The organism is Tsukamurella paurometabola DSM 20162 (genome assembly GCF_000092225.1).
Lineage (GTDB): Bacteria > Actinomycetota > Actinomycetes > Mycobacteriales > Mycobacteriaceae > Tsukamurella > Tsukamurella paurometabola.
The window spans coordinates 1,370,327-1,396,345 of sequence record NC_014158.1 but is presented as its reverse complement, the minus strand read 5'-3'; the positions used below and the strand labels follow the sequence as shown (position 1 = coordinate 1,396,345).

Here is a 26,019-nt window from a genome sequence, read left to right as displayed (position 1 = left end):
GCGGTCGATCAGCGGCGACGTTTGGTGCCGAAGATGCTGCGGGAGAGCTCACGGCCGGCGCTGGAGGCCGCGGACCGGAGGAAGGACTTCACGGCCGGGTTGCTCATCACGTCCGAGACCCAGCCGGACTCTTCCTCCTGCTTCTTCGGCGCGGGCGGGGGCGGGGGCGCTTGCTCGGCGGGCGCGTTCTCCTGCTGCGCCTGCTGGGCGTTGGCCGACAGCTTCTCGAAGGCCGAGAGGTTGTCGACGGTCTGCGCGTACTTGCCCCACAGCGGCGAGGCCTGCGCGGCCGAGCGGATCGCATCGTCGCCGATCGCGGACATCAGCGAGCGCGGGGCCCGTAGGCGGGTCCACGCGACGGGCGTCGGGGCGCCCTTGTCCGAGAGCACGGTGACGATCGCCTCGCCGATCCCGAGGCTGGTGAGGGCCTCATCGAGCTTGTAGGCCGGCGAGGTCGGATAGGTCTTGACCGTCTTACTCAGCGCGGCCTGATCCTCCGGAGTGAAGGCACGCAGCGCGTGCTGGATGCGCGCACCGAGCTGGCTGAGCACCGGGTTCGGGATGTCGGTGGGCAACTGCGAGCAGAAGAACACGCCCACGCCCTTCGAGCGGATCAACTTGACGGTCTGTTCGACCTGGTCCTTGAACGCCTTGCTGGCGTCGGCGAACAGCAGGTGCGCCTCGTCGAAGATAAAGACGAGCTTGGGCTTGTCGAGGTCGCCCGCCTCCGGCAGGTACTGGAACAGGTCGGCGAGGACCCACATGAGGAAGGTGGAGAACAGTGTGGGCCGCGCGGCCTGGTCGCCGAGCTCGAACAGGGTGACCACACCCTGACCACCCGCGGTGCGCAGCAGGTCGCCCATGTCGATCTCGGGCTCGCCGAAGAAGGTGTCGCCGCCCTCGGCCTCCAGATTCACCAGGGCGCGCAGGATCACGCCGGCGGTCTGCTTACTGACGCCGCCGATACCCTCCAGATCGGCCTTGCCCTCCGCGGAGGTGAGGTACGCGATCACCGAGCGCAGATCCTTGAGGTCGAGCAGTTCGAGCTGGTTCTGGTCGGCCCAGTGGAAGATCAGCCCGAGGGTCGACTCCTGAGTGGCGTTGAGCCCCAAGACCTTCGATAACAGGATCGGGCCGAACGAAGAGATGGTTGCTCGGATCGGCACGCCGACACCGTTCGTGCCGAGGGAGACGAACTCGGTCGGCACGGCGGAGGGCTTCCAGTCGTCTCCGGTGTCCGTGGCACGCGCCGCGGTCCGATCGCTCGCCTCACCGGGCTTCGACAGACCGGCGAGGTCGCCCTTGATGTCGGCGAGAACGACGGGCACGCCGTTGGCCGATAGCTGCTCGACGATGAGCTGGAGCGTCTTCGTCTTGCCGGTGCCCGTCGCGCCGGCGACGAGGCCGTGGCGGTTCATCATGGCCAGCGGGATGCGCACCTTCGCCGACGGGTCGACGGTGCCGTCCACCAGGACGGTGCCCAGCTCAAGCTCGGGTCCCGAGAATTCGTAGCCCGCGGCAATGGTCTGCGCCGGGGAGTTCGCATTGTCAGTCACGATGCAAACCCTAGCCTTGGATACGCTGAACCGCGTGGACGACAAACTCGTGTGGGTCGATTGTGAGATGACCGGCCTGGATCTGACCTCCGACCGGCTGATCGAAATCGCCGCCCTGGTGACCGATGGCGACCTGAACATCCTGGGCGAAGGCGTGGATCTGGTGATCCACGTCGACGATGCGGCGCTCGACGCCATGCCGCCCGTGGTGCAGGATATGCATGCCAAATCAGGTCTCACCGACGAGGTACGCAGGTCCACGGTGACCGTCCGTGAGGCCGAAGAGGCGGTGCTGGCATACCTGCGCGAGCATATCGAGCCCGGCACGGTGCCGCTGGCGGGAAATTCGATCGCGACGGATCGTCGGTTCATTGCTCAGGAGATGCCGGAACTGGACGGCTTCCTGCACTACCGGATGGTCGATGTCAGCTCGATCAAGGAACTGTGCCGCCGCTGGTACCCGCGGATCTACTTCGGCCAGCCCGACAAGGGTCTGGCACACCGTGCGCTGGCCGACATCCGCGAGTCCATCCGGGAGCTGAAGTACTACCGGAGCACAGCCTTCGTACCCGCACCAGGACCATCATCGGAGGAGATCTCCGCGAAGGTCGAGGAGCTCGGGCCGGCCTGACGCCGCAGGTCACGAGGCCGGCGGTATCGATTGGCTTTACCTGGCGTACGTCGGGTAAAGTACTCCGAGCCTGGCGATCCCAGGCACCTGGTGGGTGTAGTTCAGTTGGTAGAGCACCAGATTGTGATTCTGGCTGTCGCGGGTTCGAGTCCCGTCATCCACCCCAACGTCGAGACCCCGGTCTCTCAGTCAGTGCACTGAGAGACCGGGGTCTTCGTTTCCGCACTGCGCGACGCCGGTCACCGAGGGCAGTCGACCGAGTTCTTGTAGACAACACAACGGCTGTAACTGTCGCTCGACCCGTACGGCACATCTTCGACCTTCGGCGAGGCCCAGGGCTGCCAGATCATCAAGCCCAGCAGAATCATCCCCGCCGTCAACCACCCGGCAGCGAACCGGATCGACTTAGCCAACGCCAACGCTTGCAGATCGGTCACTCTCGAAGAGTAACAGCGCATTTGTTTTCACAAATTTGGACGTCTTCAGAATTTGGCATCACCTCGGAGTCCATCTCACTTGATTTTCCGGCGTCGGAGTTGCATCCCCGGCGAGTTGGTGTCATGGTTAGTTAGTCAGGTAGGCAACCACCGAAGCGAGGGTGTCGATGATCGTCGAAGGCCGCGCGATCTTCCAGCAGATCGCCGAACACGTCGAGGACTCGATCATCGACGGCACGCTCGCCGAGGACGATCAGGCGCCCTCGACCAACGAACTGGCGGCGTTCTACCGGATCAACCCGGCAACGGCGGCTAAGGGGATCGCGCTACTCGTCGACAAGGGGATCCTCACGAAGCGGCGGGGCATCGGCATGTTCGTCACGCCCGGCGCCCGCGATCGCGTTCTTGCCGAACGAGAGTCGGCGTTCGCCGACGCGTTCGTCGAGCCCCTGCTCGCCGAGGCACTCAAGCTGGGCTTATCGGTGAACGGCGTCATCGACCTGATCCGTGCGCGCTCAGAGCGTGCCGAACACCCCGCCACCCAGGAAGGAGTCGCACGATGACATCAGTGATCAGCGCCCGTGGCCTCACCAAGCGCTACGGAGCCGAGACCGTGCTCCGCGGCGTCGATTTCGACATCGAGGAGAACACCATCTACGGCCTGCTCGGCCGCAACGGTGCAGGCAAGACAACGATCATGTCGATCGTCACCGCCCAGAACTTCGCCTCGGCTGGCGACGTTCGCGTGTTCGGCGAAGAACCCTACGAGAATCCACGGGTTCTCTCCCGGATGTGCTTCGTTCGCGAAGGCCAGACATACCCCGACAATGCCACGCCCACACACGCATTCGCGACGGCGGCCCTGTTCTTCCCGCACTGGGATCAGGCATTCGCAGACGACCTGGTCAGCGACTTCCGGATACCGATGAAGACACAGATCAAGAAGCTCTCGCGCGGACAGACCTCAGCGGTCGGCGTAGTCATCGGCCTCGCCTCCCGCGCCGAGGTGACCTTCTTCGACGAGCCCTACCTCGGGCTGGATGCGGTCGCCCGGCAGATCTTCTACGATCGCCTCCTCGCCGACTACGCCGAGAACCCGCGCACCGTGGTGTTGTCGAGCCATTTGATCGACGAGGTGTCGAATCTGATCGAGCGCGTCCTCGTGGTCGACGACGGCGAGCTGCTGCTCGACGAGGAGACCGATGCGATCCGTGATCGCGCCTTCACTGTGGTGGGCGCGGAGCAGGCGGTGGATGCGTTCGCCGCCGGCCGTGAGGAGTTGCACCGCGAGCGCCTGGGCCGGGTCGTCTCGGCCACCGTGCTCGGCACGTTGACCGAGGCCGAGCACCGCGAGCTGACCGACGCCGGACTCGAGGTCGGTCCGGTCTCGCTGCAGCAGTTGATCGTCCGGCTCACGCACCATTCCGATTCCCGATCAGGCCGATCGAGCGCACCGAGGGAGGCCCTGCGATGAACCGCACCGTCAACGTCGTCCGCATGCAGTTGGTGAACCGCACGACGTTCCTCGTGGTCCCCCTGCTGATCTTGACGGCGGCGTTCGTCCTCACACTCGCCATCTACGCGATCGTCTCCCGGAGCATCGGCGCCTCGGAGCCGATGAATGCCGGTGGAGCATCCGGGGCTCCGCTGTGGTACTTCGCGGTCCTGGGTGTTCAAGCACTCACCATGACCTTCCCTTTCTCCCAGGCGATGAGCGTGACACGCCGGGAGTTCTACCAGGGCACGCTCCTCGCGGCCGGTCTCGGCGCCTTCGTCGTCGCCGCCATTTACACGGCGGGCGGCCTGATCGAGGGCGCGACCGACGGCTGGGGCATGCAGGGCTTCTTCTTCCGCATTCCGTGGGTGTGGAATCACGGACCGCTGGTCGCCGGATTCGTGTTCCTCGTCGCCGCGTTCCTCTTGTTCGTGATCGGCTTCGCCGGGGCGACGGTGTACCGCCGGTTCGGACTCCTCGTCCTCGTCGGCCTCGGGTTGACGATCGGGGTCGCGATCGTCGGAGCCCTGTGGCTGATAGGCCACCTCGACGCATGGGCTGCCGTCGGAGACTGGTTCACCACGCAGGGCTCCGTCGGACTCGCCCTCTGGGGAGTCGCTCTCGCCGCGGCCCTCGCCGGCGCAACCTACGCGATCCTGCGTCGCCTCGTGGTCTGAGGCATTCCGCGTACGGCCCGGGGCATCCCCGGGCCGTACGAGTCACGCCGGCGCCTTCTCGGCGAGCCGCGCCGCGCGCTCGAATTCGTCGTCGATGGCTTGGTCGGCCCTGTAGGTGGCGACACTGACGCCGACGGCGACCACCAGGTTGGCAAGGAAGCCCGGCACGATCTCGAACAGATCGATGGGCTTGAACTCGCCCCACAGGAAGACGACCACCGCACCGGTGATCAGGCCCGCCAACGCCCCCTGATGGGTGAGCTTGCGCCAGAACAGGGCGAGAATCACGATCGGGCCGAACGAGGCGCCGAATCCGGACCAGGCGAACCCGACCAGGTCGAGGATGCTCTGCGCCGGGTCGATCGCCAGCATCACTGCGACGACGGCGACCAGCAGCACACCGAGCCGGCCCAGCCGGACATAGGTCTTATCGGTGATGCCCACGGCGCGGCCGGTCTTCTCCGCGAAGATCTTGAACAAGTCTTCGACCAGCGCGGAGGAGCACACCACCAGTTGCGAGGACACGGTGGACATGATGGCCGCCAGCACCGCAGCCAGCACCAGGCCGGCGACGAACGGGTGGAACAAGATCTGCGACAACAGTAGGAACACTGTTTCCGGGTCCTTCGGCGCGCGTTCGGGATTCAGGGTGAAGTAGGCGAGTCCGACGACGGCGGTGGCGATCGCGCCACCCGCGGAGGCCACCATCCAACCGATCCCGAACCGGCGAGCCGTGGTGGCCTCCTGCGGCGACCGCAGCGCCATGAACCGGACGATGATGTGCGGCTGTCCGAAGTAGCCCAGACCCCACGCCGCCGCTGAAATGACGCCGAGTACCGATCCGCCGGCCACGAGGCTGAAGAAGTCCGGGTTCACCGCGGTCACGGTGTCGACGGTGGTCCCGATCCCACCCACTTGGATCAGCGCGGCGATCGGAACGGCGATGAGGGCCGCGAGCATGAGCAGGCCCTGTGCCACATCGGTGAGCGTGGCGCCGAGGAAGCCTCCGAAAAGGGTGTAGATCATCGTGACCACGGCGACGATCAGCATGCCGTGCACGTACGACACGCCGAAGGTGCTGTCGAAGAATTTGCCGGCGGCAACCATGCCGCTGGAGACGTAGAAGGTGAAGAAGACGAGGATGATCACGCCGCACACCAGGCGCAGCGATCGCGACGAATCGCGCAGCCGGTGCTCGAGAAAACTCGGAATGGTGATGGAGTTACCCGCAACCTCCGTGTAGGAACGCAGGCGGGGCGCCACGAACTTCCAGTTCAGCCAGGCCCCGACGGTGAGCCCGATGGCGATCCAGGCCTCGATCAGCCCCTTGGAGTAGATGGCACCGGGCAGGCCCATGAGCAGCCAGCCCGACATGTCCGAGGCGCCCGCACTCAGCGCCGCTACCCACGGTTTGAGACCGCGACCGGCGAGCATGTAGTCATCGAGATTGTCCCGGGTACGGCTGTACGCAAACCAGCCGATCCCCAGCATCGCGACGAAATACAGGGTCACTGCGATCGTCTGATAGACCTGCTCCGACATGGGTGTCTCCCTTCGTCCTGACAACGGTCATGGTAGCCAGTGCACGCGCGGTACACGGACTGACACCAAGTACGCCAAGGTAATAAGGTTCGGCGTCGACTTCCGGCAAATGGTATGGTGGCGAACACATTTGTGCGGCGAATTCAGCGCGCGACACATACGACCGACATCCCTGGGAGGGTTGGATCTTGGCCGAAGGCACGCGCACGAGCAGTTCGCTTCGACGATGGACGCGGTGCCTCTTGGCCACAGCCGCGCTCGGCCTGGTGGCCGCGCCGAACGCTCTCGCCGCCCCGGTCGCGCCCGCACCGCCGAGCCCGAACACGTCGGCACCGGCACAGCCGGCACCGGGCGCACCGTCGACTCCGAAACCCGCACCCGGCGCCCCGGCGCCCGCCACGCCCCCACCACCCGCGAACCCGGCGCCCACGTCGGTCGCTCCCGGTGAGCGCATCGACATCCTGCAACGTTCCCTGGGTGGCGGCCGCTTCGAGTCCCTGCAGTGCACGATGGGCTTCGCTGTGACCGCGCCGAACGGTGAGCGACTCGGCGTGACCGCCGGGCACTGCGGTAGCGCGGAACAGCCTGTGGGCGTGAAGAAGTGGATCGTCGGCGAGGTCGTGCAGTCGGTGGCGCCGAAGGTCACCGAGGATCCGAAGCGTCCCGGGCACTTCTCCCCCACCGATCCATTCCAGCCCGACTGGGCCACCTTCCGGTTGACCGACCCCACGGTGAAGTTGCTCGCCTCGTCACCGCAGATCGCCCCGCGTTCCACGGGCGTCGCACGCCCCGGCGATCCGGTATGCCAACTCGGATCGGTCAACGGTCACCGCTGCGGCACCGTCACGAAGGTGATGAACGACTGGGTGGTGACCGACATCGTGACCAAGCAGGGCGACAGCGGCGGACCGCTGATCCGCACCACCGACAACGCCGCCCTCGGCATCATCACCGACGCGGTCACAGTCACCGACAGCGAGACCGGTGACGTGCAGCAACAGCTCACCCAGTACTACTCGATCAACGCGGTCCTCCGCGCCGCAGGCAATGCCCGGCTCGCCACCAGATAGCCGCACCGAGCACCACGGATCCTGACTACGATTCCGGCATGACGACCGATTCGCTCAAGTCCCGCTTCCTTCAGCTCGGCCGCCACCGCGCCGTAGCCCGTGCCATCAGGGCGACGGTACCGCTCGATAAGGCCGTCACCCGGCTCAGTGGCGGACGGGTGCACCTCGTCCCCGAGGCGCTCCTCCCCCAGATCACCCTGACCACCGTCGGACGGCGCAGCGGAGTCGCCCGCGCGGTGCCACTGCTGTACGTGCACGATGGCGAGGATTTCGTGGTCATCGCCTCGAACTTCGGTCAGGAGAAGCACCCTGCCTGGTCGTACAACCTCGAGGCCAATCCCGACGCCGAGGTGTTGCTCGGCACCCGCCGGATTCCGGTGCACGCCCAGCGGATGTCCGAGGCAGACCGGAAGCGGTTGTGGCCCAGTATCACCGCGATGTGGCCCGCGTACGACGACTACATCGACTGGGCGGGAGATCGGACCATCAAGCTGTACCGGCTGACGCCCCGGTAGGCGCATCCGCCACACCCTCGGGCGTCAGATAGGGACCCACGATCTCGGGTTCGATCACCCGGGCCGTACCCGCGGCCCGCGCCGGGGCGAGGTCGACAGCGCCGAATGAACCGGCCGCCGTCGCCACCGTCAGCGTGAGCACCCGGGCGCGGCGCTGGAAGAAGGTCTCGGTGGTCACGAAGCCGATCACACCGTCGAATTCGAGGACTGTGCGCGTGCGGGCCACCGTTGCGGCGCCGAGCACGACGGTGTCGGCTCCGACGGTGGTGCCCAAGTTGCGGTAACGCACCTGCGCGAGCGGGACCGCGAGCACCACCAGGACGACTGCGCCCACCGCGGGGAGCAACCACCACGCGCCGGGCGCCACCACAGCGAGAGCGACGAGGACGGCGGCGGGTACACCGGACGCGAGGAGTGCACGAGTGCGGCGGCGCTTCAGGGCTGCCGGACCGTGTGGGCCGAGGTCGGTCTCGATTGCACCGGGCCGCCCGAGCACATCGTCGGCGACACGGATCGCCTCACTGCGCGGCGCGGGCGGCAGCAGGCTCGGATTGCGGTCGGTGCCGGTCGCGATCGCACGCAACTTCGCGCCTCCGGGAATCCGCATCAGCACCGGCTCGTGCACCTGAACTCCACGCACCCGCTTGCGTTCGATCGTCGCCGCGACGGTCGAGACGAGGCCGCGCGAGGTATGCAGCGCACCGTCGGACCGGCGGACCAGTCGAAACCCCCAGAAAGCGAAGACATACGCCAACACCGAGATCAGCGTAGACAGCACCAGAACCAGCACAATCGTACCCGGAACCACCACGGCGGCACCAAGATCGAGAATTTTCACCAGCCAAGATTCGGCAATCTCAGAACCACGCTCCCGGAGTCCGGCCTCGTCGACCACCCGGAAGCCGATGCCGGCACCGGCGGCGACCACGGCGAAACCGGTCAGCGAGAACGGTGCGAAGCGCAGCCAGGCCGGCTGCAGGCGGGCCAGTTCCTCATCGGCGACCGTGGGCGTCGGCCCCGCCGCGGCACCGTCGCCGACCGGCGTCTCGGGATCGGCGGCGACGGGACTACGTCGCAGCAGGTCGTGGCCGAGTTGTTCGGCGAGAGCGGCGGGGATGGGGTCGAGCACCAGCGCGGACTCCTTGCCGCCCACACCGGTGCCCACCTCGACCTTGCGCAGCTTGAGCACCCGCTCGATCGGTCCGGCGGTCACATCAACGCTGCGAATCCGATCCCGTCGCGCCGTGGCCGAGACGCGACGCAGGAGTCCATGCCGCAATTCGAGCTGGTCGTCGGTGACACGCCATCGGGTAGTGAGCCACGGCAGCAGTCCCACGAGAACGCTGATGACGAGTCCCACGATCACGATCACAGTGGGCCCCGCGGTCCGACCCAAGAAGAAGACGCCGATCAAGGCGGGAATCAACGACGGCAGCGCTCGCACGACACGCGTGCCGATACCCCACGGGGAGAGCCGGTTCCAGCCCCGGTCGTCAGGTCGCGTCATCGGTGTCCTCCGCCGCGCTCACAGTGAGGTTCGCGGCAATCGATTGCGCCACTTCGGTGGGCAGGCCCGAGATCCGGACGGTGCCCGCCGAAGAGGCCGTGGTCACGGTGACGGTGGAGAGGCCGAAGGAACGCTCCAGCGGCCCGGCCACGGTGTCGATCACCTGCACCCGGGACACGGGAATCAGCACACGCGTGCGCGTGAGCCACCCTGCCTGCGAGTACACCGAGACCGGATTGACTTCCCACCGGTGGAAGGCGTACCGGAAGCGTGGCATCACCACCAGGTGCGCGGCGGCTGCCGCGGCGAGCAGGACGAAGACCACCGCCGTGACGAACCACGGCATGTCGGGTATCAGGGCGATGGCGATCGTCACCACGGGGATGATCACGATCCAGCGCAGTGCGGCCCGCACTGCCCACCACGTCTTGGCCTTCGGGGACACCTGATGCGCGGGCTGCCGCAGCACCTCGTGGGCGCCGTCGACGGCGGGAACTCCGGGGACGGTCATGTTCACAGCTAAGCACGGCTTCCGCCGCGGGGACCACCACCGTGCGGTTATCGTGGCGCGCAGGAGGGCAGATGACCACACATCCCGACGAGTTGGCGGGCCTCACCGGACTGTTCACCGACCAGGAGCGACAGATAGCGCTGTCCGTGCGGGCGCTGTGCGCGGCGGAAGTGGAACCGCACATCGGCCGCTGGTTCGAGGACGGCGCGCCCGACGATCCCCGCGGTCTGATGCGCTCGCTCGGTTCTCTCGGAGTGCTTGGCATGCACCTGGAGGGCTACGGCTGCGGAGGGATGACGGCCACCGAATACGGCGTGGCATGTCTGGAGTTGGAAGCCTGCGATTCGGGGCTGCGCTCGATGGTCTCGGTGCAGGGCTCGCTCGCGATGTTCGCGATCTGGCGGTGGGCGAGCGAGGCCGAGAAGCAGCGCTGGCTGCCCGGTATGGCCGCAGGCGAGGTGGTGGGTTGCTTCGGGCTCACTGAACCGGATCACGGCTCGGACCCCGCCGCCATGCGGACGCGTGCGCGACGTGACGGTGCCGACTGGGTCATCGACGGCCGGAAGATGTGGATCACCAACGGATCCGTCGCCGACGTCGCCGTGATCTGGGCGCAGACCGACGACGGCATCCGCGGCTTCGCAGTGCCGACCGAGACACCGGGGTTCACCGCGAACACGATCAAGCACAAGATGTCGTTGCGCGCGTCGGTGACCTCCGAGCTGGTACTCGACGGTGTGCGCGTACCCGAATCCGCGGCCTTCCCCGAGGTACGCGGGCTCCGCGGCCCACTGTCGTGCCTGAGCGAGGCCCGCTACGGCATCGTGTGGGGAGCAATGGGTTCCGCCCGCACGGCAATCGAATGTGCCCAGCGGTACGCGGTGGAGCGCGAGCAGTTCGGCCGGCCGATCGGCGGGTTCCAACTGACTCAGCAGAAGCTCGCCGATATGTCGCTGGAGTACGTCAAGGGCATCTTGCTCGCACTGCACCTGGGGCGACTGAAGGATGCGACCGGTCTACGCCCGGAACAGGTCTCGCTCGGCAAACTGAACAACGTGCGCGAGGCGATCGAGATCTGTCGCACCGCACGCACCATCCTGGGGGCGAACGGAATATCGCTGGAGTACCCGGTGATACGGCACGCCAACAACTTGGAGAGTGTGCTCACTTACGAGGGGACGGTGGAGATGCACACACTGATCCTGGGCCAGAAACTGACCGGGCAGGACGCGTTCAGGTAAGCGCCTCCCGGCTCGGATACACATCCTGAGCTGCCGATTTCATGTTTCCCGCTTCGTCTTGCTAGAGTTCTTCAGCACGCAGCGAGCAGGAGCGAGCACGCGAGCGCCATTAGCTCAATTGGCAGAGCAGCTGACTCTTAATCAGCGGGTTCGGGGTTCGAGTCCCTGATGGCGCACAATCACCGAGAAGGCCGGGCACCCGCCCGGCCTTCTCGCATTTCCGGGAACCATGGCCCGGACTATCGCCTCGCCGTTCGCCGAACTGCGAAGATGTGCACGTAGTTGACGGTCGAGGAGAATCCCCTCCGCGGGGCGCGGATGAGCGCACTTCGTTGATCGCCTTGCTCGCCTCCACCGAGCAACACTCACGATGAAGGCCGAGGCCTGACGGTTGATCAGCTCAAGCGCCGCACAGTACCGTCGACACGACGCGGCCGATTCTCAGCCCGTATGGATGGCGACGCCGGATAACCGTTCACTCATTAACTGAGCGCACCGCCCACCGCTTCCGATGCGACGACGTAAACAACTCCCCCGAGCAATGCCGCAACCACCATTGCGATCCACAGCACGATCCACCTCGCTGCCGGCCAGCCCACCTCTGCCGGAGCAGGGCGCCCCGGCACCCTACGGCTCAGAACGATGACACCGGCGGCGATCGCGAATCCCGAAATGGCCGCGACTCCAGCCAGCGGCACTCGCACCCACCCGATCGCCACACCGCAGGCGATCCCGATGACGACGAGGCCGATCAGCTCATCGCGTGCAATTTGCCGAAGCGCTTGCACCGGCCCCCACAGCGCGCCGTCCATTCTCACGACATAGATCCAGGCCGCCACGAGGACCATGTAGCCGAACCCCACCGAGTCCACGACCATAGCCCCGGCACCGTACGAACTCCCCACGTAGCAACTATGTCAGATCGCGGACCAGGCATTCAGCGGGCGCGGCCATGAGCCACAGTTAACCCTTCTATTATTAGCTTGGCGAAGGTAAGCTGTCCGTGGGCCTGGGGAGGCCACCTCACTTCACCCGTGCACCGCAGCGTTCTGCCCAGGCTCCTCTACTTCTCGCCGCCCGCACCGTCGTCCTCGTCGTCCGACGCCCCGGACCCGAAACCGAAGGCCGCGGCGATCGCGATACCGATCGACATGCCGAAGCCGATGCCGACCGCCGTGTTGTCGAACACCACCCCGAGTCCGGCCCCGCCAGCGGCGCCGACTGCGATGCACAGAGCCAACATGTTGTAGCCGCGGTCGTCCCACGGCCCCTTCGGCTTCTCCGTGCGCTCCCCGTCGTCGCTCATACCCGCACCGTACCGACTCCCCCGGTGCCCCACCCCCGACGCTAGAATCGGGAGCAATCGGTCGGATCGACATCGACCGACAGCCACGCTCAACCCCGGGGGTTCCGTCATGCGTTTCCGTCGTCCCGCGTCTCGCCGCGCGCTGACCGCCATCGTTGCCACAGTGGCGTCGTTCTCGCTGGTCGCGGGCTGCAGCGGATCGGCGAACACAGCACTGCCCCTGCCGCCCGAGGATCAGAAGATCACGGACTCCACACCGTTCCTCGATCTCCTGCGACCGCAGATCACCTCCAGCGTGAAGAGCGGCGCCGTCAACGTGGCACCGGGCGAGCCGGTGCGGGTCTCCGTTGCCGGCGGCACACTGACCCGGGTCGTCATGACCAACCCAGACGGTAAGCAGGTGCAGGGAGCCCTGAGCCCGGACGGCCGGTCCTGGTCGAACTCGGAGCCGCTGGGCTATAACAAGCAATACAAGCTTCGCGCGGAGGCGAACGGCGTGGGCGGCGTCAACGTGGCCAACGAGACGTTCACGACCGAGTCTCCGAACAGCCTTACCCAGGCCTATCTCTCGACCGCCGACAACTCCGTGGTGGGGATCGGCCAGACCGTAGGCGTGAAGTTCGACGAGAAGATCGGCGACCGCCTCGCCGCGCAACGCGCGATCAAGATCGTGACCGATCCACCGGTCGAGGGCGCGTTCTACTGGATCAGCCAGTCCGAGGTGCGCTGGCGCCCCGAGAACTTCTTCAAGCCGGGCACCAAGGTGAACATCGATGTGAAGATCTACGGCGTCGACCTGGGCAACGGCCTGTTCGGACAGAAGGACGTGTCATCGAAGTTCACCGTGGGCGACGAGGTGATCACCACCGTCTCCGACAAAGACAAGATCGTCCGGGTCACCCGCAACGGCAAGCTCGAGAAGACGATGCCCACCTCCATGGGCGGCACGGGCAACGAGACCCCGAACGGCATCTACATGATCGGCGATCACCGCGAAAACATGATCATGGACTCGTCGACCTACGGTGTTGCGGTCAACTCCCCCAACGGATACCGCACTCAGGTGGACTACGCGATCCAGATGTCGTACAGCGGAATCTACCTGCACAGCGCACCGTGGTCGGTGAGCCAGCAGGGTGTCACGAACGTGAGCCACGGTTGCCTCAACGTGAGCACCGAGAACGCCCTCTGGTACATGCAGAACACCAAGCGCGGCGACATCGTCAAGGTGACGGACACCGCCGGCCCCACCCTGGAGGGGGCCGACGGACTAGGCGACTGGAACGTTCCGTGGTCCGTCTGGAAGGCCGGTAACGCCAAGGTCGGCTGACGCGGCCTCATCGATCAGCTCAGCCCCTGCGGCGGGCTCAACGGCGCGCTCCCGTTCCGCCTCAGCGAAACCGGGTCGTGCCTTACCGACGAAGGCGAGTACCCAATCCCGCAGCACGGCAATGCGGTTGCCCATGCCTGCGAGGTAATACAGGTGCACGGCCAGCCAGCCGACCCAGGCGACGAAGCCGGTGAGCTTCGGCAGGTTCATGGGCGCCTCGATCACCGCATTCGGGGTGTCGATCATCGCCATGCTGCCCTTATCCAGGTAGCTGAAGTGCGTGCCCTGGCCCCGTGCGCCGCGGATGATGTCGGCGGCGTGCCGACCCTGCTGCATGGCGACGGGGCTCTGCCCGGGCAGGTTGTTGAGGTTGGTCATATCGCCGAGGGCGAAGACGTCGGCCCGGCCGCCCACAGTGAGGTCGCGATTGACGAGCAGCCTTCCGGCGCGGTCGGTCTCGCAACCAGTGGCCTCGGCGATGATCCCCGCCAGCGGGTTGGCCTTGACGCCTGCCGACCAGACGACCGTGCCCGCGGGCACGGTGCGCTCGGCACCGTCCTTGCCCTTGACAGTGACCGCATCGTCGTCGATGGCGGTGACGAAGGTGTCGGTGAGGACGTTCACGCCCGCCTTCTCCAAGGTGGCGCGGGTGAAGTCCGAGAGCTTACCGCCGTAGACGGGCAGCACATCGCCGGCGCCCTCCACCAGGTTGATCCGCACGTCAGCGCCGCCGTGATGCTTGCGCGCCAGCTCGGCGAGCTGGCCCGCGACCTCGACGCCGGTCGCGCCGGCGCCCACGATCACGAAATCGCGCAGGACGTCATCGGCCGGGGCGTCGAAGGCACGCAGCACCCGCGCCCGCAGCGCCTTGGCATCATCGAGAGTCTTGAGCGCGAACGTGCGCTCCGCCCACTCGTCGTGACCGAAGTACGCCTGCGCAGCACCCGCCGCGACGATCAGGTAGGTGTAGCGGATCTGCTCGATGCCGTCGGCCGTGGCGTACGTGATCACCTTGCGGTCGGCATCGACGGCGGTGACGTAACCGGTGACCACGTCGACGGTGCGCTTGCGGCGCAGAACCTCGGCGATCGGCGGGGCGATCCGGGCACCGTCCACCACGCCGGTCGCGACCTGGTAGAGCAACGGCTGGAACAGGTGCTCGCCATTCGCCGAGATGAGTGTGGTCTCGATGTCCGACTTGGCCAGCTGCTTGGCGGCGGCGAGGCCGCCGAATCCCGAGCCGATCACCACGACGTGGGTGTTGCGCATGATCGCTCTCCTTCCGCTTCTCGGGCCTGGTAGGCGGCCCTTCTGTTCCTTATGCCACCACTCTTGTCGATAACTCAGACCGTTTCAACGCGCTCCACCACACACTTTTCGATGCGACCTATCTGTTTTCTTCATATGATGGCGGAATGGAGTTCCGACAGCTCGAGTACCTGGTCGCGGTCGCCGATACGGGCGGCTTCTCCCGGGCGGCGCAACGCTGTTTCGTCTCCCAGTCCGCGGTGAGCCATCAGATCGCGGCCCTGGAGAAGGAGCTCGGGGCCGACCTGTTCGAACGCGCGGGGCGCACCGTCCGGCTCACGGACGCCGGAGAGGTGCTGCTCCCCCGGGCGCGCGAATTGCTCCGGCTGCGCGACGAGGCGGTCGACGCCGTGCACCCCCGGCCCGATCGCATACGGCTCGCGGCCAACATGTCCTTCGCTCGATCCGCCCTCGGCGTGATCGCCGACGTTCGCGGCCGCCATCCCGACGCCGAAGTCGACTTCCTGATCAAACCCTTCGCGCAGCGCATCGCTGCGGTCAGCGCGGGCGATGCCGATCTGGCCCTGGTCCGGGGCCGAGTCGACGAACCGGGCCTCTACCTCGAACCGCTCTGGGTGGATCACCTTCTCATCGCCTTCGCGGAGCGACATCCACTGGCAACGCTTGGGCGGGCGCCCACGACGGCGGAGCTCGCGGACTACCCGTTGCTGCTACCGCCTGCGAACGAACAGGTGCTGCTGCATCAACTGGTGGCGCGGGTCTTCGCGGCGGAGGGACTCGATGTGAGACTGGGCCCCGAAGTCCGCGACGGGCAACCGGTGACACTGGAACTGATCAATCACCCGGACGGCTGGACACTGCTGTACGAAGATCCGCGACAGCCCGGTGTGGTCAGCCGACGCAGCGCAGGCTTCCCGCTTCCCGTGGCAGCGGTTCTGCGCGTCGACGCCGATCCGAATCCCTTGGTGGCCGAGCTTCTGGTGGGGCTTTCGAACGGCTACCGCCGGTACTGAGTCACTCCCGGTTCAGCAGGCGACGCCCGAGGGCGCCCACGGTGTCGACGGGGCCGGCGATGGCCTTCTCGGCGGCAGCGATCACGGCGTTCGGGGCGGCGAGGACAGCGTTGACCTTCTCCACCGCGGCGTCCGCTCGCTCAAGCGTCGCGGTGAAGGTGGACAGCAGTCGCTCGAACTCGTCGAGGTTGCGGTTGACCCTCGCGAGGGTCGCATCGAAGTCGGTCATGGTGGTGTCCATGCCCTGCATCGTCTGAGCGAGGCCGTCGAGAACAGTGGTCGCCTGGTCGATGGTGACGTCGGCGTTGAGCGCCGCACTCGCCAGGTTCCGAATCCTGGCCCGACCGCGCCCGGTCGCCTCATCCTGTGTCGCCATAGCGATACGGTAGCTTGCATGACCACTTCTGCGCGCCTCGAACCCGGTGTTAGTGCACCTTCTTTTACTTTGCCCGACCAGAACGGGAACCCGGTATCCCTCTCGGACTACCGCGGACGTCGCGTTATCTTGTACTTCTACCCCGCCGCGATGACTCCGGGGTGCACCAAGCAGGCCTGCGATTTCCGCGACAATCTGTCCGATTTCGAAGCCGCCGGTCTCGACGTCGTCGGCATCTCGCCCGACAAGCCGGACAAGCTCAAGAAGTTCGTCGAACGGGACGGCCTCACCTTCCCACTGCTGTCCGATCCCGATAAGCAGGTGCTTACCGAGTACGGGGCCTTCGGTGAGAAGATGATGTACGGCAAGACCGTGACGGGGGTCATCCGGTCGACGTTCGTGGTGGGCGCCGACGGGAAGATCGAGGTGGCGCAGTACAACGTGCGCGCCACCGGCCACGTCGCCAAGCTGCGCCGCGACCTGAAACTCTGAGAGGACCCGTCTTGGACCGCACCATCTACACCGAGGACCATCTGCAGTTCGGCACCGCCGTGCGCGACTTCCTGCAGAAGAACGTGCTGCCGAACGCCGAGCAGTACACCGACGACAAGCTGATATCCCGTGACGTGTGGCGCGGGCTCGGCGAGCAGGGCGTCCTCGGTCTGGAGATCCCGGAGGCCTACGACGGCGGCGAGGCGGAGGATTACCGGTTCAACGCCATCGCGCAGGAGGAACTGGCCGCCGTCTCGATGGCTTTCGCCAGTTCGGTGGGCATCGACTTCGACATCACCACCCCGTACATCGTCCGATTGGGCACCGACGAGGCCAAGCAGCAGTGGCTGCCGGCCATCGCCGCCGGCGAGGCCGTGGCCGCGATCGGCATGACCGAGCCCTCCGCCGGCTCCGACCTCGCGGGCATCAAGTCGACCGCGGTGCGCAGCGGCGACGACTGGATTCTCAACGGCTCCAAGACCTTCATCACCAACGGTTACACGTGCGATGTGGCCGTGATCGCCGCGAAGACCAACCCCGACGCCAAGGCGCGCGGCATCTCGCTGTTCGCCGTGGATTGCTCGCTGCCCGGATTCGAGCGCGGACGCAAGCTCGACAAGGTGGGCCAGCCGGAGGCGGACACCGCCGAGCTCTTCTACTCCGACCTCCGGGTACCGGCCAGTGCTCTGATCGGCGAGGTGGACCGGGGTTTCTATCACATGATGGAGAAGCTGCCGCAGGAACGGATCGGCTCTGCCGTCGCCAATGTGGCGCACGCCAAGCAGATCTTGGCCGAGACGATCGAGTACACCCGCGAGCGTAAGGCCTTCGGTCAGTCCATCGGTTCCTTCCAGCACAACAAGTTCCTGCTGGCTGATCTGGTGACCAAGATCGAGATGGTCCAGGCGTACGTGGATCAAGCGGTCCTCGCGCACGCCGGCGGCACACTCACCGCGGTCGACGCCGCCAAGGTCAAGTACGTGTCCGCCGAGATCCAGAACCAGGTGCTCGACAGTTGCGTTCAGCTGCACGGAGGCTACGGCTACATGCGTGAGTACCGTGCCGCCCGCGCCTGGATGGATGCCCGCGTCACCCGGATCTGGGCCGGCTCCTCAGAGATCATGAAGGAGATCATCGGCCGCGATCTGGACGTGTAGGTCACGCTCGACTGCGAACGGCACCGTCGGGAATCCCGACGGTGCCTTCGTCTTCCATCCGGTCCGTGATGATCGCGGCGAGCACGCCGCCGGCGCGCATCAGTGCAAGGTGCCGACGGTCGATCGCCGCGATCCGCCCCTCCAGAGCTTCGACCGAGGACGCCTCGTCACCCAGGTCACGCAGGGCGGCGACGGCCCGACGCACCTCGGGGATCCGGTACCCGGCATTGCGCAACTCCGCCACGATCCGGGCGAGGCGCACCTGCGGCACCGGATACCGGCGTGCGGCACCGTCGGTCGCCCGGTCCGGGGCGAGCAGCCCCTCGCGCTCCCAGAAGCGCAGCGTGGAGGCGCGCACACCGAGCGCACCGGCGAGTTCCGAAATCGTCATGTCATCGTCGACGGTGGGCGGCGCCTCGCTCTCGCCCTCGACGTTGACGGCGCGTAACGCCCTCCGCGCGGACAGCGCCTGTTCACGCTCGCGGCGTAGGTCCGCGTGCAGACCGGCGACGAGCTCGACGGCGTCGCCGAGGTCCGCAGATCGTAGGCCGCGGAGCGCGGCCCGCGCACCGACCGGCCCCACCGCCGCGGCCAGATCGCGATAGGCCGCAAGATCACGCACGTGTTCCCGTGAGAAGCGGCGGTAGCCGTTCGCGGCCCTCGGGACCGACGCGATGACCCCGGCTGCCTCCAGATCGCGGATCTGCTGCACGCTGTAACCGGTGGCCGACGACACCTGCGCCGTGCTCAGAGACGTGCCCGTCACCCCAACCCTCCGCTAGCACTACAACCACATACTTCAATAATGAGTATGCAGCAGATCATCGCCTTCATCCGGAGCCTGGACGACGTCGTCGAGCTCGCACCGGAATCCGGCAGCGAATTCCCCGAGATCGCCTGGGGCGATCACTTCTTCTACTTCTCCCCCGGCGGGACGATCCCGCAGCGCGGCCAGCCCTTCGCGACGATCGTCACCAAGGACTATCCCGACGATGACCGGTGCGATCTGGATCCGCCCGGCCGGTTCCGGGTCAATGCGCACGTCGGCCGGTCCCGCCTCGATGAGCTGGTCACCGGTGATCCGGCGGACGACGCAGCCGCCGATCAGGTGATACCGCACCCGCTCTACTCCCGGCAGGGTTGGGTCGCCGTCGTGACGCCGGGTCCCGGGTCAACGGATCTGGTGACGGGTCTGCTCCGCGAGGCCCATGCCGCAGCCGTCGCTCGCGCCGACCGGCACTAGGGCACCGTCGACCTCCCCCACCGCATGCTTCGTCCCCCATCGCAGGATGCTCCTGGCGTAGGGGACAAAGCTGTGAATGGGGGAATCGGCGAGGCGTGGGGGACGAAGCGACGCCCTCCTCTCCCAGCGGGGATCCTTCTTCCCCTGGACGATTCGGCCTCCCATCACCAATTATGGTGGGGAAGCCAAGCCAGGGAGGGGAGCCCACGTCCCGGTTGGGAGCGGACCGAATACGCCCGGCGGGCGCAGCCACTGGCCGTAAGGTGGGCGCCGTGGAGCAGTACACGGGAAATGACTTCTACTGCGACATTGCCATTCCGCGGCGACAACCGGTGGAGGTCGTCCACGAGGACGAACACGTGCTGGCGTTCGAGCACACGCGGCCGCACTGGCCGGAGCACATCGTCGTGGTTCCGAAGACACACATCGCGTCCCTTCTCGAACTCACCGACGGTGATCTCACACTGAAACTCCTCGCAGTAGTCCGACAGATCTCCGACGAACTACTCCGCCGGACGGGAGCGGCCGCAGTCACCACCAACCTGGGCGCATACCAGGATTCGAAGCACCTGCACTTCCACATTCATTCCGGACGCGCGCTCCGCTGAATCGTCGGTGACGGTTCGCACCGTCGACCTCCCCCACCGCATGCTTTGTCCCCCATCGCAGGATGCTCCTGGCGTAGGGGACGAAGCTGTCAATGGGGGAATCGGCGAGGCGTGGGGGACGAACGCGAAAGGGCGCCGCCGGGACCAACCGGCGGCGCCCTCGACGCGACTAGCTACTTCGCGGCGTTCGCGATCACCGAGATGATCTTCGGGCGCAGGTCGGACGCGGCGACGATCTCGTCGACCGAGCCCACCTCCACGGCACGCCGGATGCTGTGCACCTGATCGAACTCCGCGGCCACCTCGCCCAGCTTCTCGGCACGTACCGAGGCCCGCACCTCCTCGAGCTCGGCAGCGAGCCCGGCCCGCTCGGTGCCGGAAGCACCGGCGATGCGCTCCTCCAGCGCCTTGACCCGCGAATCGGCACCGGTGCGGGAATTGACCTCTCCGGAGAAGACCACGGCCGCAGCGGGGGCACCGCCGAGCACCGAGGCGAACGAGCCCTCGACGGCCAGCACCGTCATATTCGGGTTCAGGCGCTTGGAGAACACCACGAAGGCACCGCCGTGGTAGCGCGAGATCACACAGAACACGATGGGGCCCTTGAAGTTCACGATCGCGCGACCGATCTCGGCACCGTACTCCAGCTGAAGCTTGCGCAGCGACTCGGGCGATCCGTCGAAGCCCGACAGGTTGGCCAGCACCACCAGCGGGCGGTTACCGCTGGCGGCGTTGATCGCGCGCGCCGCCTTCTTCGACGACTGCGGGAACAGGGTGCCGGCGGTGTACGTGTCGGGACCGTCGGTGGCCGGGAAGCCCAGACGCGGGACGGACTTCGACTCGATGCCCAGCAGCGCCACCGGAGTACCGCCGATATGCACGTCCTGCACCACCGCGGTCTCCGCGTCGGCCATGCCCGCCCAGCGCTCCAGGATCGGGTGATCCTGGTCGGACAGCGCGCGCATCACGGTGCGGATATCGAAGGGCTTCTTGCGATCCGGGTTCTTCTCCCCGGAGAAGATGTCGCCGACAGTGGTGAAGTCGCTGTCCGCGATCCGGTGCGGGAACGCGGTGATATCGCGGTCCGACGGGTCGTTGGTCTGCGAGGCGCGCGGCGTGGCCTCGCCCGGCGCGATGTAGGTGTGCGCGTAGTGCCGCATCAGAATGTCACGCGCGCCCAGTAGATCCGGCGCCCAGTACTGCGCCTGACCGTTCGGGCCCATGATGCGGTCGTAGCCGCCGATACCGAAGTTGTCCTCCGCCGAGACACCGCCGGAGAAGTCGAGCGACTGCTTACCGGTGAGCACCATGGCCGACTCCGGGGTCATGATCAGCACACCCCTGGTGTGCATGAGCATGGTGGCCTCGGCGTTCCAATACGGCTGCGCTCCCACGTTGATGCCGGCGGAGACGATATTGATCTCGCCGCCCTCCTGCGTGAACTCGACGATCTTCTTGAGCGCCTCGGCCACCCAGTCCATATTCTCGGTACCCGAGTCCATGGAGATGCGGGCACCGGCGGAGAGGGCATACCACTCGACCGGCACCTGCATGCGATCGGCGAGATCGATCGCCGCGATGATCCGGCGGCACTCCCCCTCCGCCAGTGCGCCCAGCGACTTGGTCGGATCGCCGAGTAGCAGGACGCGGGTGATGCCCTCCGGATACTCGGGGGTCGCAGTCTTGATCACACCCGCAACGATGCCCGCGGTGTTACGACCCTTCGGCCGATCGACCGGGACCAGCACATCGCCGATATCGCCTTCTTGCAGGTCGTACTCGGTGAACTCGCCCAGCAGGCCGGTCAACTCGTACGGATAGGCGGTGTTGCGGCTCGCTGCGCGCAGTACCTTCTGCCGGTAACCGTCGATCGGGCTGACCGGCTCATCACTCGGCCCACCCTCGAAGAAGACCGCGTTTCCGGTGGGGCTCAATGCGATCCGCACCTCAGTCTTCTGCAGCGTACCGTCATCGTCCCGACGGCGACCGATGAACAGGACCTCTTCGAGGCCCGCGCCGGCGGCGATCGACTCGACGTGCCGAACGACCTCCGCGATATCAGCCTCGCTGAGGTCGATGGGCGGCCAGATGTACATCACGATCCGGTTGGTGGGCAGACGCTTCGCCGACGGGCGTGCGGCCTGCGCGCGCCGGATGGAATCCACACAGGTGGCCAGCGCGATCTCGGCCGCAGGCAGGGCGAGCAGATTCCCGTTACCGTCGCGCACCGCCGCCAGGTCACGGACCTGGGCGAACGCCACCAGCCGGTCGTCGGCCGGATTCTCCTTGGCGACGGCGCGGTACAGGTACACCTCCTCGTCGTCCGAGGACGGCAGGCGGGTGAGGTCGAACCGGCGGAGCCGTTCGAGCTGCATCCGCTGCGCAATGTACGGGTGCAGGCCGCGGATCAGGCGATCCTCCGCCACCCCGTTCGCCGCGGATCGGAAAGTGAAGTGGTGGTGCATGACCGAGCCATCGCTCCCCGCGACGGTGACGGTGACTCGGCGCACCTGCGGCGGCAGCGGGTGCGCGCTGAGCAGGTTGTCGAGCGTCACCGCCATCTCGTCGAAGTCCTCCGGCTGTTGCTCCCAGCTGAGGTAGATGTCGGCATCCACCGATGCGGCACCGTCGGCCACCTTGGCGAGACCCGTGATAGCGCCGGGCAGTCCCTCGAAGGCGACAGCCGTCGAGGCGAGCAGCCCACCGTCCTTCTCGGCGACCACGAAGGTGGTGCCGTCGACGTCCTGGGTTCGGACTGCGCTGAGCCCCTTGTTGCCGTAGTAGCGGCGGGTGAGCACCTCGAGCATGACGGTGTTATCGGCGCGGGCGTCCGAGACCAGACGCTCCGCCAGGAGAGCGACCAGCGGCTCGGTGCTGCGCACCATTTCGCCGATCCGGTCGGCGCGATCGGCCGCATCGGGCTTACCGTCGAGGTAGGTGAGGTTCTCGCGGACTCGCGAGTACACCGTGCTGCGGTTGCCCTGCAGCAGCGGCTGACCGAACCACGCGAAGACCACGCCGCGGGCGAGGTCGGCGATCGCCGGATACCGGGACTGGGTGGCACCGATCAGGCGCTCCAGCGTGGGACGTGCGTCGACCGACGTGTCCGGCGCCGGCTCGCGCAGCCAGTTCCGCAGCAGCGTGGTGATCGCGGCAACCGTATCCTTCGGGCGCTGCAGGGCCAAGAAGATGCGGAACACCGCACCCTCCAGATCGGCGGTGCGCTCGAGTTCGGTGATGCCGTAGTGCGCCAGGGCCGCCGACAGCTTCGCCTGGAAGATGTCCGGGATGCCGGCGCGCTCGACGTCGAGGCTGCGCAGGTAGGTGTGGAAATGCTCACGGGGGCTGTGCACCTGATCGTCGCTCACCGCGCTCCGCAGGCTCAGCTCCGCGAGATCGGCGAAGACACCGGCCAGGGCCAGCTCGTCGGCGACGGGGCCGGCGCCGACCTCGGAGCGCGCGGCGAGGTAGTCGTCGAGCACCCGGCGATCGTCGGCCGGATCACGGTCGAAACCGAGGAGCAGACTGCGCAGATCGTCCCGGCCGCGGGCGGCACGGGCCTCGGCGTCGGCAGCGGCCGGCTCGGTCACCAGATCGAGCGGGGTGGCCTCCTCGGCGCCGGCGGACTCGGTGTCGTCGCCGAGGGGTTCCAGGCGCAGCATCGCCGCGCCGGCCTCCACCTGGCTACCGACGGTGACCGTGATCTCCTTGAGTCGGGCCGCGAACGGGGCGCGGATCACCGTCTCCATCTTCATCGACTCGAGCACCAGGATCGGGTCGCCGGAGGCCACCTCGTCGCCCACCGATAGCGGCACGGCCACCACGAGAGCCGGTGCGGGAGAACGGACAACGCCACCCTCATCGCGGCTCACACGGTGCGTGACACCGTCCACGTCGACCACGTGCACGGGGCCGTGGGTGCCGGTGGTGAGCCGGTACCGGACACCGTTGACCACGGCCTGGCCCGTGTGATTGTCGAACCGCTCCAGATCGACGTCGGCGGTGCGCACCTCGGGACCGTTCTCGATGACGAGACGGAACCGATGCGCACCGGTGCGCGCGACACGGACGCGGTAGCTCGCGCCACGCAGCTTGAAGTCGAGCGGCTGACCGCTCTCGTGCTGCACCTGCGGGCGGCCGCCGGAGGCGGTCGCGAACAGGCGCTGCAGTTCCGCCCGCTCCTCGTCTTCGTAGGCGTCGATCGCTGCCGAGGCCAACGCGACGGCGGTGTGCCGGTCGGCGACCAGGCGCCCCTCGCCGCGGACCCGGTCGATCCAGCCGGTGTCGGCGCTACCGTCGATCACCTCGGGCTGATTGAGCAGGTCGAGCACGAAACTCTTGTTGGTGGCGCCGCCCTCGATGATGACGCGGGTCTCGTTCATGGCGCGGCGCAGGCGGCCGAGAGCCTGCTCCCGGTCGCTGCCGTAGGCGATGACCTTGGCGATCATCGAGTCGAAGTCGGCGGGGATGGTGTCGCCCTGCGAGACGCCGGTGTCGATGCGGATGCCAGGGCCGGCGGGCAGGTCCAGCAGCGCGATGCGGCCCGGCGCGGGCGCGAAATCGCGATCGGGGTCCTCGGCGTTCAGGCGCGCCTCGATGGCGTGCCCGCGCTCGACGGGACGCACACCGTCGAGCTTGCCGCCCGACGCGACGTGCAGCTGCGCGCGCACCAGGTCGAAGTCGTTGGTGACCTCGGTGATCGGGTGCTCGACCTGCAGGCGGGTGTTCACTTCGAGGAAGGCGAGCAGATCGTCGCCCGGGTGGTACAGGAATTCGACGGTGGCGGCGCCGCGGTACCCCACCTTGATGGCCAGGCGCTCCGCGGATTCCTTGAGCCGCTGCACCTGCTCCGGGCCGAGCACCGGCGAGGCCGACTCCTCGATGACCTTCTGGTTGCGGCGCTGCACCGAGCAGTCGCGCACACCGAGCGCCCACGCGGTCTCGCCGTCGGAGATCACCTGGACCTCGACGTGGCGGGCACCGGTGACCAGGCGCTCGAGGAAGACGACGCCGCTGCCGAAGGCGCGCTCGGCCTCCTCACGAGTACGGAGGTAAGCCTCCTCGAGGTCGGCGTCGGAGGCGACCATGCGGATGCCGCGACCACCACCGCCGGCGGTCGCCTTGAGCATCAGCGGGTAACCGATGTCCTTCGCCTTCTCCTTGGCCTCCTCCAGCGTCTCCACCGGGCCGCGGCTCCACGGCGCGACGGGAACGCCGACCTCTTCGGCGATCAGCTTGGCGCCGATCTTGTCGCCCAGCTGGCGCATGGCCTCAGGGCTGGGCCCGACGAAGGTCACGCCGACCTCGGCGCACTTCTCGGCGAACGCAGGATCCTCGGCGACGAAGCCCCAGCCGACCCACGCCGCATCGGCGCCGGTCTCCTGCAGGGCCTTCCCGAGCAGCTCGTAGTTCAGGTAGGGACGCGCCGCGGCAGGACCCAAGTCGTAGGCGATGTCGGCCTCGCGGACGAAGGTCGCGGTGCGGTCGACGTCGGTGTAGAGGGCGACGGTCTCGATCTGCTGACCGGTCTCCGCGGCCAGGTCGCGTACGGCATGGATGAGGCGCATCGCGGCCTCGCCGCGGTTCACGATGGCGATTCGGCTGAACACTCGCTGTTTCCCTTTCGGATATTTCAGGTGCGGGGCTGGCCCGCGCTCAAGTCTTCTCGATCACCGCGACCGCAGCCGCGGTATCACCGTCGTGGGTGAGTGAAACATGGATCGTCGCGTCCGGCCCGAGGTCGTCCGCGATTCGGCCGTGGACCCGGACCGCGGGCCGTCCCCAGGCGTCCGAGACCACCTCGACCTCGCGCGCCCCGACCTCTTTCTCAGCGGGCCGCTGAGCGTAATAGCCCGACGAGAACGCTTTGAAGACCGCCTCCTTGGCGGCCCACCGGGCGGCCAAGGAACGGACGTCCCCGGCCGCGTCACGCCGCTCGGCCGGGCTGAACGACGACAGCATCGTCGTGCCCGGCCGCGCGAGCTGCTCGGCGAAGTCGGGAACGTGCACGAGATCGATCCCGACGCCCACCACAGCCATGGCG

General features: G+C 67.1%; 25 protein-coding genes and 2 tRNA genes. 15 read left to right on the top strand and 12 right to left on the bottom strand.

Annotation, left to right across the window (positions count from 1 at the left end; translation table 11 throughout):
• Positions 1-8: 8 nt before the first annotated feature.
• Entirely contained in the window at positions 9-1,556 is a 1,548-nt protein-coding gene (locus tag TPAU_RS06725) for a helicase HerA-like domain-containing protein (RefSeq protein WP_013126007.1), read from the bottom strand.
• A gap of 34 nt (positions 1,557-1,590) precedes the next feature.
• Here TPAU_RS06725 and orn point away from each other — a divergent pair, with 34 nt between their 5' ends.
• Together orn and TPAU_RS06715 are read left to right on the top strand one after the other, a co-directional pair.
• Positions 1,591-2,187, top strand: coding sequence for an oligoribonuclease (gene orn / locus TPAU_RS06720; RefSeq protein ID WP_013126006.1), 597 nt, complete (start codon positions 1,591-1,593; stop codon positions 2,185-2,187).
• Positions 2,188-2,277: 90 nt separating this feature from the next.
• A tRNA-His gene (locus TPAU_RS06715) sits at positions 2,278-2,353 on the top strand.
• 73 nt (positions 2,354-2,426) lie between these two features.
• On the opposite strand, the gene TPAU_RS06710 is transcribed toward TPAU_RS06715, so the two are convergent.
• Positions 2,427-2,624 carry a hypothetical protein gene (locus TPAU_RS06710; RefSeq protein ID WP_041944329.1) on the bottom strand — a complete coding sequence of 66 codons (198 nt, stop codon included), beginning with the start codon at positions 2,622-2,624 and terminating at the stop codon, positions 2,427-2,429.
• A gap of 167 nt (positions 2,625-2,791) precedes the next feature.
• On the opposite strand from TPAU_RS06710, the gene TPAU_RS06705 reads away from it, so the two are divergent.
• The 3 genes from TPAU_RS06705 to TPAU_RS06695 are packed head-to-tail and all read left to right on the top strand — an operon-like array spanning position 2,792 to position 4,796.
• Positions 2,792-3,187, top strand: coding sequence for a GntR family transcriptional regulator (locus TPAU_RS06705; RefSeq protein WP_013126004.1), 396 nt, complete (start codon positions 2,792-2,794; stop codon positions 3,185-3,187).
• Positions 3,184-4,098 carry an ABC transporter ATP-binding protein gene (locus tag TPAU_RS06700; RefSeq protein WP_013126003.1) on the top strand — a complete coding sequence of 305 codons (915 nt, stop codon included), beginning with the start codon at positions 3,184-3,186 and terminating at the stop codon, positions 4,096-4,098. The genes TPAU_RS06705 and TPAU_RS06700 overlap by 4 nt, the downstream gene beginning before the upstream one ends.
• The gene (locus TPAU_RS06695; protein ID WP_013126002.1) at positions 4,095-4,796 is read left to right on the top strand and encodes a hypothetical protein; all 702 of its coding nucleotides are present in this window, start codon (positions 4,095-4,097) and stop codon (positions 4,794-4,796) included. Before TPAU_RS06700 ends, TPAU_RS06695 begins: the two co-directional genes overlap by 4 nt.
• A 42-nt stretch (positions 4,797-4,838) precedes the next feature.
• Here the strand turns inward: TPAU_RS06695 and putP are convergent, their stop codons facing one another.
• Positions 4,839-6,338, bottom strand: coding sequence for a sodium/proline symporter PutP (gene putP / locus TPAU_RS06690; RefSeq protein ID WP_013126001.1), 1,500 nt, complete (start codon positions 6,336-6,338; stop codon positions 4,839-4,841).
• Positions 6,339-6,580: 242 nt separating this feature from the next.
• Here putP and TPAU_RS06685 point away from each other — a divergent pair, with 242 nt between their 5' ends.
• Positions 6,581-7,408 carry a chymotrypsin family serine protease gene (locus tag TPAU_RS06685; protein WP_041944328.1) on the top strand — a complete coding sequence of 276 codons (828 nt, stop codon included), beginning with the start codon at positions 6,581-6,583 and terminating at the stop codon, positions 7,406-7,408.
• 38 nt (positions 7,409-7,446) lie between these two features.
• Positions 7,447-7,923, top strand: coding sequence for a nitroreductase/quinone reductase family protein (locus TPAU_RS06680; protein ID WP_013125999.1), 477 nt, complete (start codon positions 7,447-7,449; stop codon positions 7,921-7,923).
• Here TPAU_RS06680 and TPAU_RS06675 read toward each other — a convergent pair.
• Positions 7,895-9,430, bottom strand: a complete 1,536-nt coding sequence (locus TPAU_RS06675) for a PH domain-containing protein (RefSeq protein ID WP_013125998.1) — start codon at positions 9,428-9,430, stop codon at positions 7,895-7,897. The genes TPAU_RS06680 and TPAU_RS06675 overlap by 29 nt on opposite strands.
• A complete protein-coding gene (locus TPAU_RS06670) occupies positions 9,417-9,941 on the bottom strand; it encodes a PH domain-containing protein (protein ID WP_013125997.1) in 525 nt (174 codons plus the stop codon). The genes TPAU_RS06675 and TPAU_RS06670 overlap by 14 nt, the downstream gene beginning before the upstream one ends.
• A 71-nt stretch (positions 9,942-10,012) precedes the next feature.
• Between TPAU_RS06670 and TPAU_RS06665 the strand changes: the two genes are divergently transcribed.
• Complete coding sequence (locus TPAU_RS06665; RefSeq protein WP_013125996.1) at positions 10,013-11,182, top strand: acyl-CoA dehydrogenase family protein; 1,170 nt, start codon at positions 10,013-10,015, stop codon at positions 11,180-11,182.
• A 103-nt stretch (positions 11,183-11,285) separates the two neighbouring features.
• A tRNA-Lys gene (locus TPAU_RS06660) sits at positions 11,286-11,358 on the top strand.
• Positions 11,359-11,664: 306 nt separating this feature from the next.
• On the opposite strand, the gene TPAU_RS06655 is transcribed toward TPAU_RS06660, so the two are convergent.
• Complete coding sequence (locus TPAU_RS06655) at positions 11,665-12,060, bottom strand: hypothetical protein (protein ID WP_013125995.1); 396 nt, start codon at positions 12,058-12,060, stop codon at positions 11,665-11,667.
• Between the two features lie 185 nt (positions 12,061-12,245).
• Positions 12,246-12,488, bottom strand: a complete 243-nt coding sequence (locus TPAU_RS06650) for a hypothetical protein (protein ID WP_013125994.1) — start codon at positions 12,486-12,488, stop codon at positions 12,246-12,248.
• Positions 12,489-12,597: 109 nt separating this feature from the next.
• Between TPAU_RS06650 and TPAU_RS06645 the strand changes: the two genes are divergently transcribed.
• Positions 12,598-13,818 (top strand): L,D-transpeptidase, encoded by a 1,221-nt coding sequence (locus tag TPAU_RS06645; protein WP_013125993.1) that lies wholly within the window; start codon positions 12,598-12,600, stop codon positions 13,816-13,818.
• Here the strand turns inward: TPAU_RS06645 and TPAU_RS06640 are convergent.
• A complete protein-coding gene (locus TPAU_RS06640; protein ID WP_013125992.1) occupies positions 13,759-15,087 on the bottom strand; it encodes an NAD(P)/FAD-dependent oxidoreductase in 1,329 nt (442 codons plus the stop codon). The two genes, TPAU_RS06645 and TPAU_RS06640, sit on opposite strands and share 60 nt — an antisense overlap.
• 146 nt (positions 15,088-15,233) lie before the next feature.
• On the opposite strand from TPAU_RS06640, the gene TPAU_RS06635 reads away from it, so the two are divergent.
• Complete coding sequence (locus TPAU_RS06635; protein ID WP_013125991.1) at positions 15,234-16,100, top strand: LysR family transcriptional regulator; 867 nt, start codon at positions 15,234-15,236, stop codon at positions 16,098-16,100.
• Between the two features lies 1 nt (position 16,101).
• Here the strand turns inward: TPAU_RS06635 and TPAU_RS06630 are convergent, their stop codons facing one another.
• Positions 16,102-16,476: a hypothetical protein gene (locus TPAU_RS06630; RefSeq protein WP_013125990.1), complete on the bottom strand. Its 375-nt coding sequence runs from the start codon at positions 16,474-16,476 to the stop codon at positions 16,102-16,104.
• Positions 16,477-16,494: 18 nt separating this feature from the next.
• Between TPAU_RS06630 and bcp the strand changes: the two genes are divergently transcribed.
• On the top strand, positions 16,495-16,968 hold the full coding sequence (gene bcp / locus TPAU_RS06625; protein ID WP_013125989.1) for a thioredoxin-dependent thiol peroxidase: 474 nt from the start codon (positions 16,495-16,497) through the stop codon (positions 16,966-16,968).
• An 11-nt stretch (positions 16,969-16,979) separates the two neighbouring features.
• Entirely contained in the window at positions 16,980-18,125 is a 1,146-nt protein-coding gene (locus TPAU_RS06620) for an acyl-CoA dehydrogenase family protein (protein WP_013125988.1), read from the top strand.
• A 1-nt stretch (position 18,126) separates the two neighbouring features.
• Here the strand turns inward: TPAU_RS06620 and TPAU_RS06615 are convergent, their stop codons facing one another.
• Entirely contained in the window at positions 18,127-18,891 is a 765-nt protein-coding gene (locus TPAU_RS06615; RefSeq protein ID WP_013125987.1) for a MerR family transcriptional regulator, read from the bottom strand.
• A 39-nt stretch (positions 18,892-18,930) separates the two neighbouring features.
• Between TPAU_RS06615 and TPAU_RS06610 the strand changes: the two genes are divergently transcribed.
• The gene (locus TPAU_RS06610) at positions 18,931-19,368 is read left to right on the top strand and encodes a DUF6194 family protein (protein WP_013125986.1); all 438 of its coding nucleotides are present in this window, start codon (positions 18,931-18,933) and stop codon (positions 19,366-19,368) included.
• 272 nt (positions 19,369-19,640) lie between these two features.
• Positions 19,641-19,976: an HIT family protein gene (locus tag TPAU_RS06605; protein ID WP_013125985.1), complete on the top strand. Its 336-nt coding sequence runs from the start codon at positions 19,641-19,643 to the stop codon at positions 19,974-19,976.
• A gap of 173 nt (positions 19,977-20,149) precedes the next feature.
• On the opposite strand, the gene TPAU_RS06600 is transcribed toward TPAU_RS06605, so the two are convergent.
• Together TPAU_RS06600 and acpS are read right to left on the bottom strand one after the other, a co-directional pair.
• Positions 20,150-25,585, bottom strand: a complete 5,436-nt coding sequence (locus tag TPAU_RS06600; RefSeq protein WP_013125984.1) for an ATP-binding protein — start codon at positions 25,583-25,585, stop codon at positions 20,150-20,152.
• Between the two features lie 46 nt (positions 25,586-25,631).
• Positions 25,632-26,015 (bottom strand): holo-ACP synthase AcpS, encoded by a 384-nt coding sequence (acpS, locus tag TPAU_RS06595; RefSeq protein WP_013125983.1) that lies wholly within the window; start codon positions 26,013-26,015, stop codon positions 25,632-25,634.
• Positions 26,016-26,019 lie beyond the last annotated feature (4 nt).

Bases quoted from the DNA above. Each gene is read 5' to 3' on its own strand.
- TPAU_RS06665 (WP_013125996.1), top strand. From the start codon at position 10,013: ATGACCACACATCCCGACGAGTTGGCGGGCCTCACCGGACTGTTCACC.
- TPAU_RS06705 (WP_013126004.1), top strand. From the start codon at position 2,792: ATGATCGTCGAAGGCCGCGCGATCTTCCAGCAGATCGCCGAACACGTC.
- putP (WP_013126001.1), bottom strand. From the start codon at position 6,338: ATGTCGGAGCAGGTCTATCAGACGATCGCAGTGACCCTGTATTTCGTC.
- TPAU_RS06695 (WP_013126002.1), top strand. From the start codon at position 4,095: ATGAACCGCACCGTCAACGTCGTCCGCATGCAGTTGGTGAACCGCACG.
- TPAU_RS06635 (WP_013125991.1), top strand. From the start codon at position 15,234: ATGGAGTTCCGACAGCTCGAGTACCTGGTCGCGGTCGCCGATACGGGC.
- acpS (WP_013125983.1), bottom strand. From the start codon at position 26,015: ATGGCTGTGGTGGGCGTCGGGATCGATCTCGTGCACGTTCCCGACTTC.
- TPAU_RS06670 (WP_013125997.1), bottom strand. From the start codon at position 9,941: ATGACCGTCCCCGGAGTTCCCGCCGTCGACGGCGCCCACGAGGTGCTG.
- TPAU_RS06650 (WP_013125994.1), bottom strand. From the start codon at position 12,488: ATGAGCGACGACGGGGAGCGCACGGAGAAGCCGAAGGGGCCGTGGGAC.
- TPAU_RS06645 (WP_013125993.1), top strand. From the start codon at position 12,598: ATGCGTTTCCGTCGTCCCGCGTCTCGCCGCGCGCTGACCGCCATCGTT.
- TPAU_RS06610 (WP_013125986.1), top strand. From the start codon at position 18,931: ATGAGTATGCAGCAGATCATCGCCTTCATCCGGAGCCTGGACGACGTC.
- TPAU_RS06675 (WP_013125998.1), bottom strand. From the start codon at position 9,430: ATGACGCGACCTGACGACCGGGGCTGGAACCGGCTCTCCCCGTGGGGT.
- TPAU_RS06640 (WP_013125992.1), bottom strand. From the start codon at position 15,087: ATGCGCAACACCCACGTCGTGGTGATCGGCTCGGGATTCGGCGGCCTC.
- TPAU_RS06680 (WP_013125999.1), top strand. From the start codon at position 7,447: ATGACGACCGATTCGCTCAAGTCCCGCTTCCTTCAGCTCGGCCGCCAC.
- TPAU_RS06655 (WP_013125995.1), bottom strand. From the start codon at position 12,060: ATGGTCGTGGACTCGGTGGGGTTCGGCTACATGGTCCTCGTGGCGGCC.
- TPAU_RS06700 (WP_013126003.1), top strand. From the start codon at position 3,184: ATGACATCAGTGATCAGCGCCCGTGGCCTCACCAAGCGCTACGGAGCC.
- TPAU_RS06630 (WP_013125990.1), bottom strand. From the start codon at position 16,476: ATGGCGACACAGGATGAGGCGACCGGGCGCGGTCGGGCCAGGATTCGG.
- bcp (WP_013125989.1), top strand. From the start codon at position 16,495: ATGACCACTTCTGCGCGCCTCGAACCCGGTGTTAGTGCACCTTCTTTT.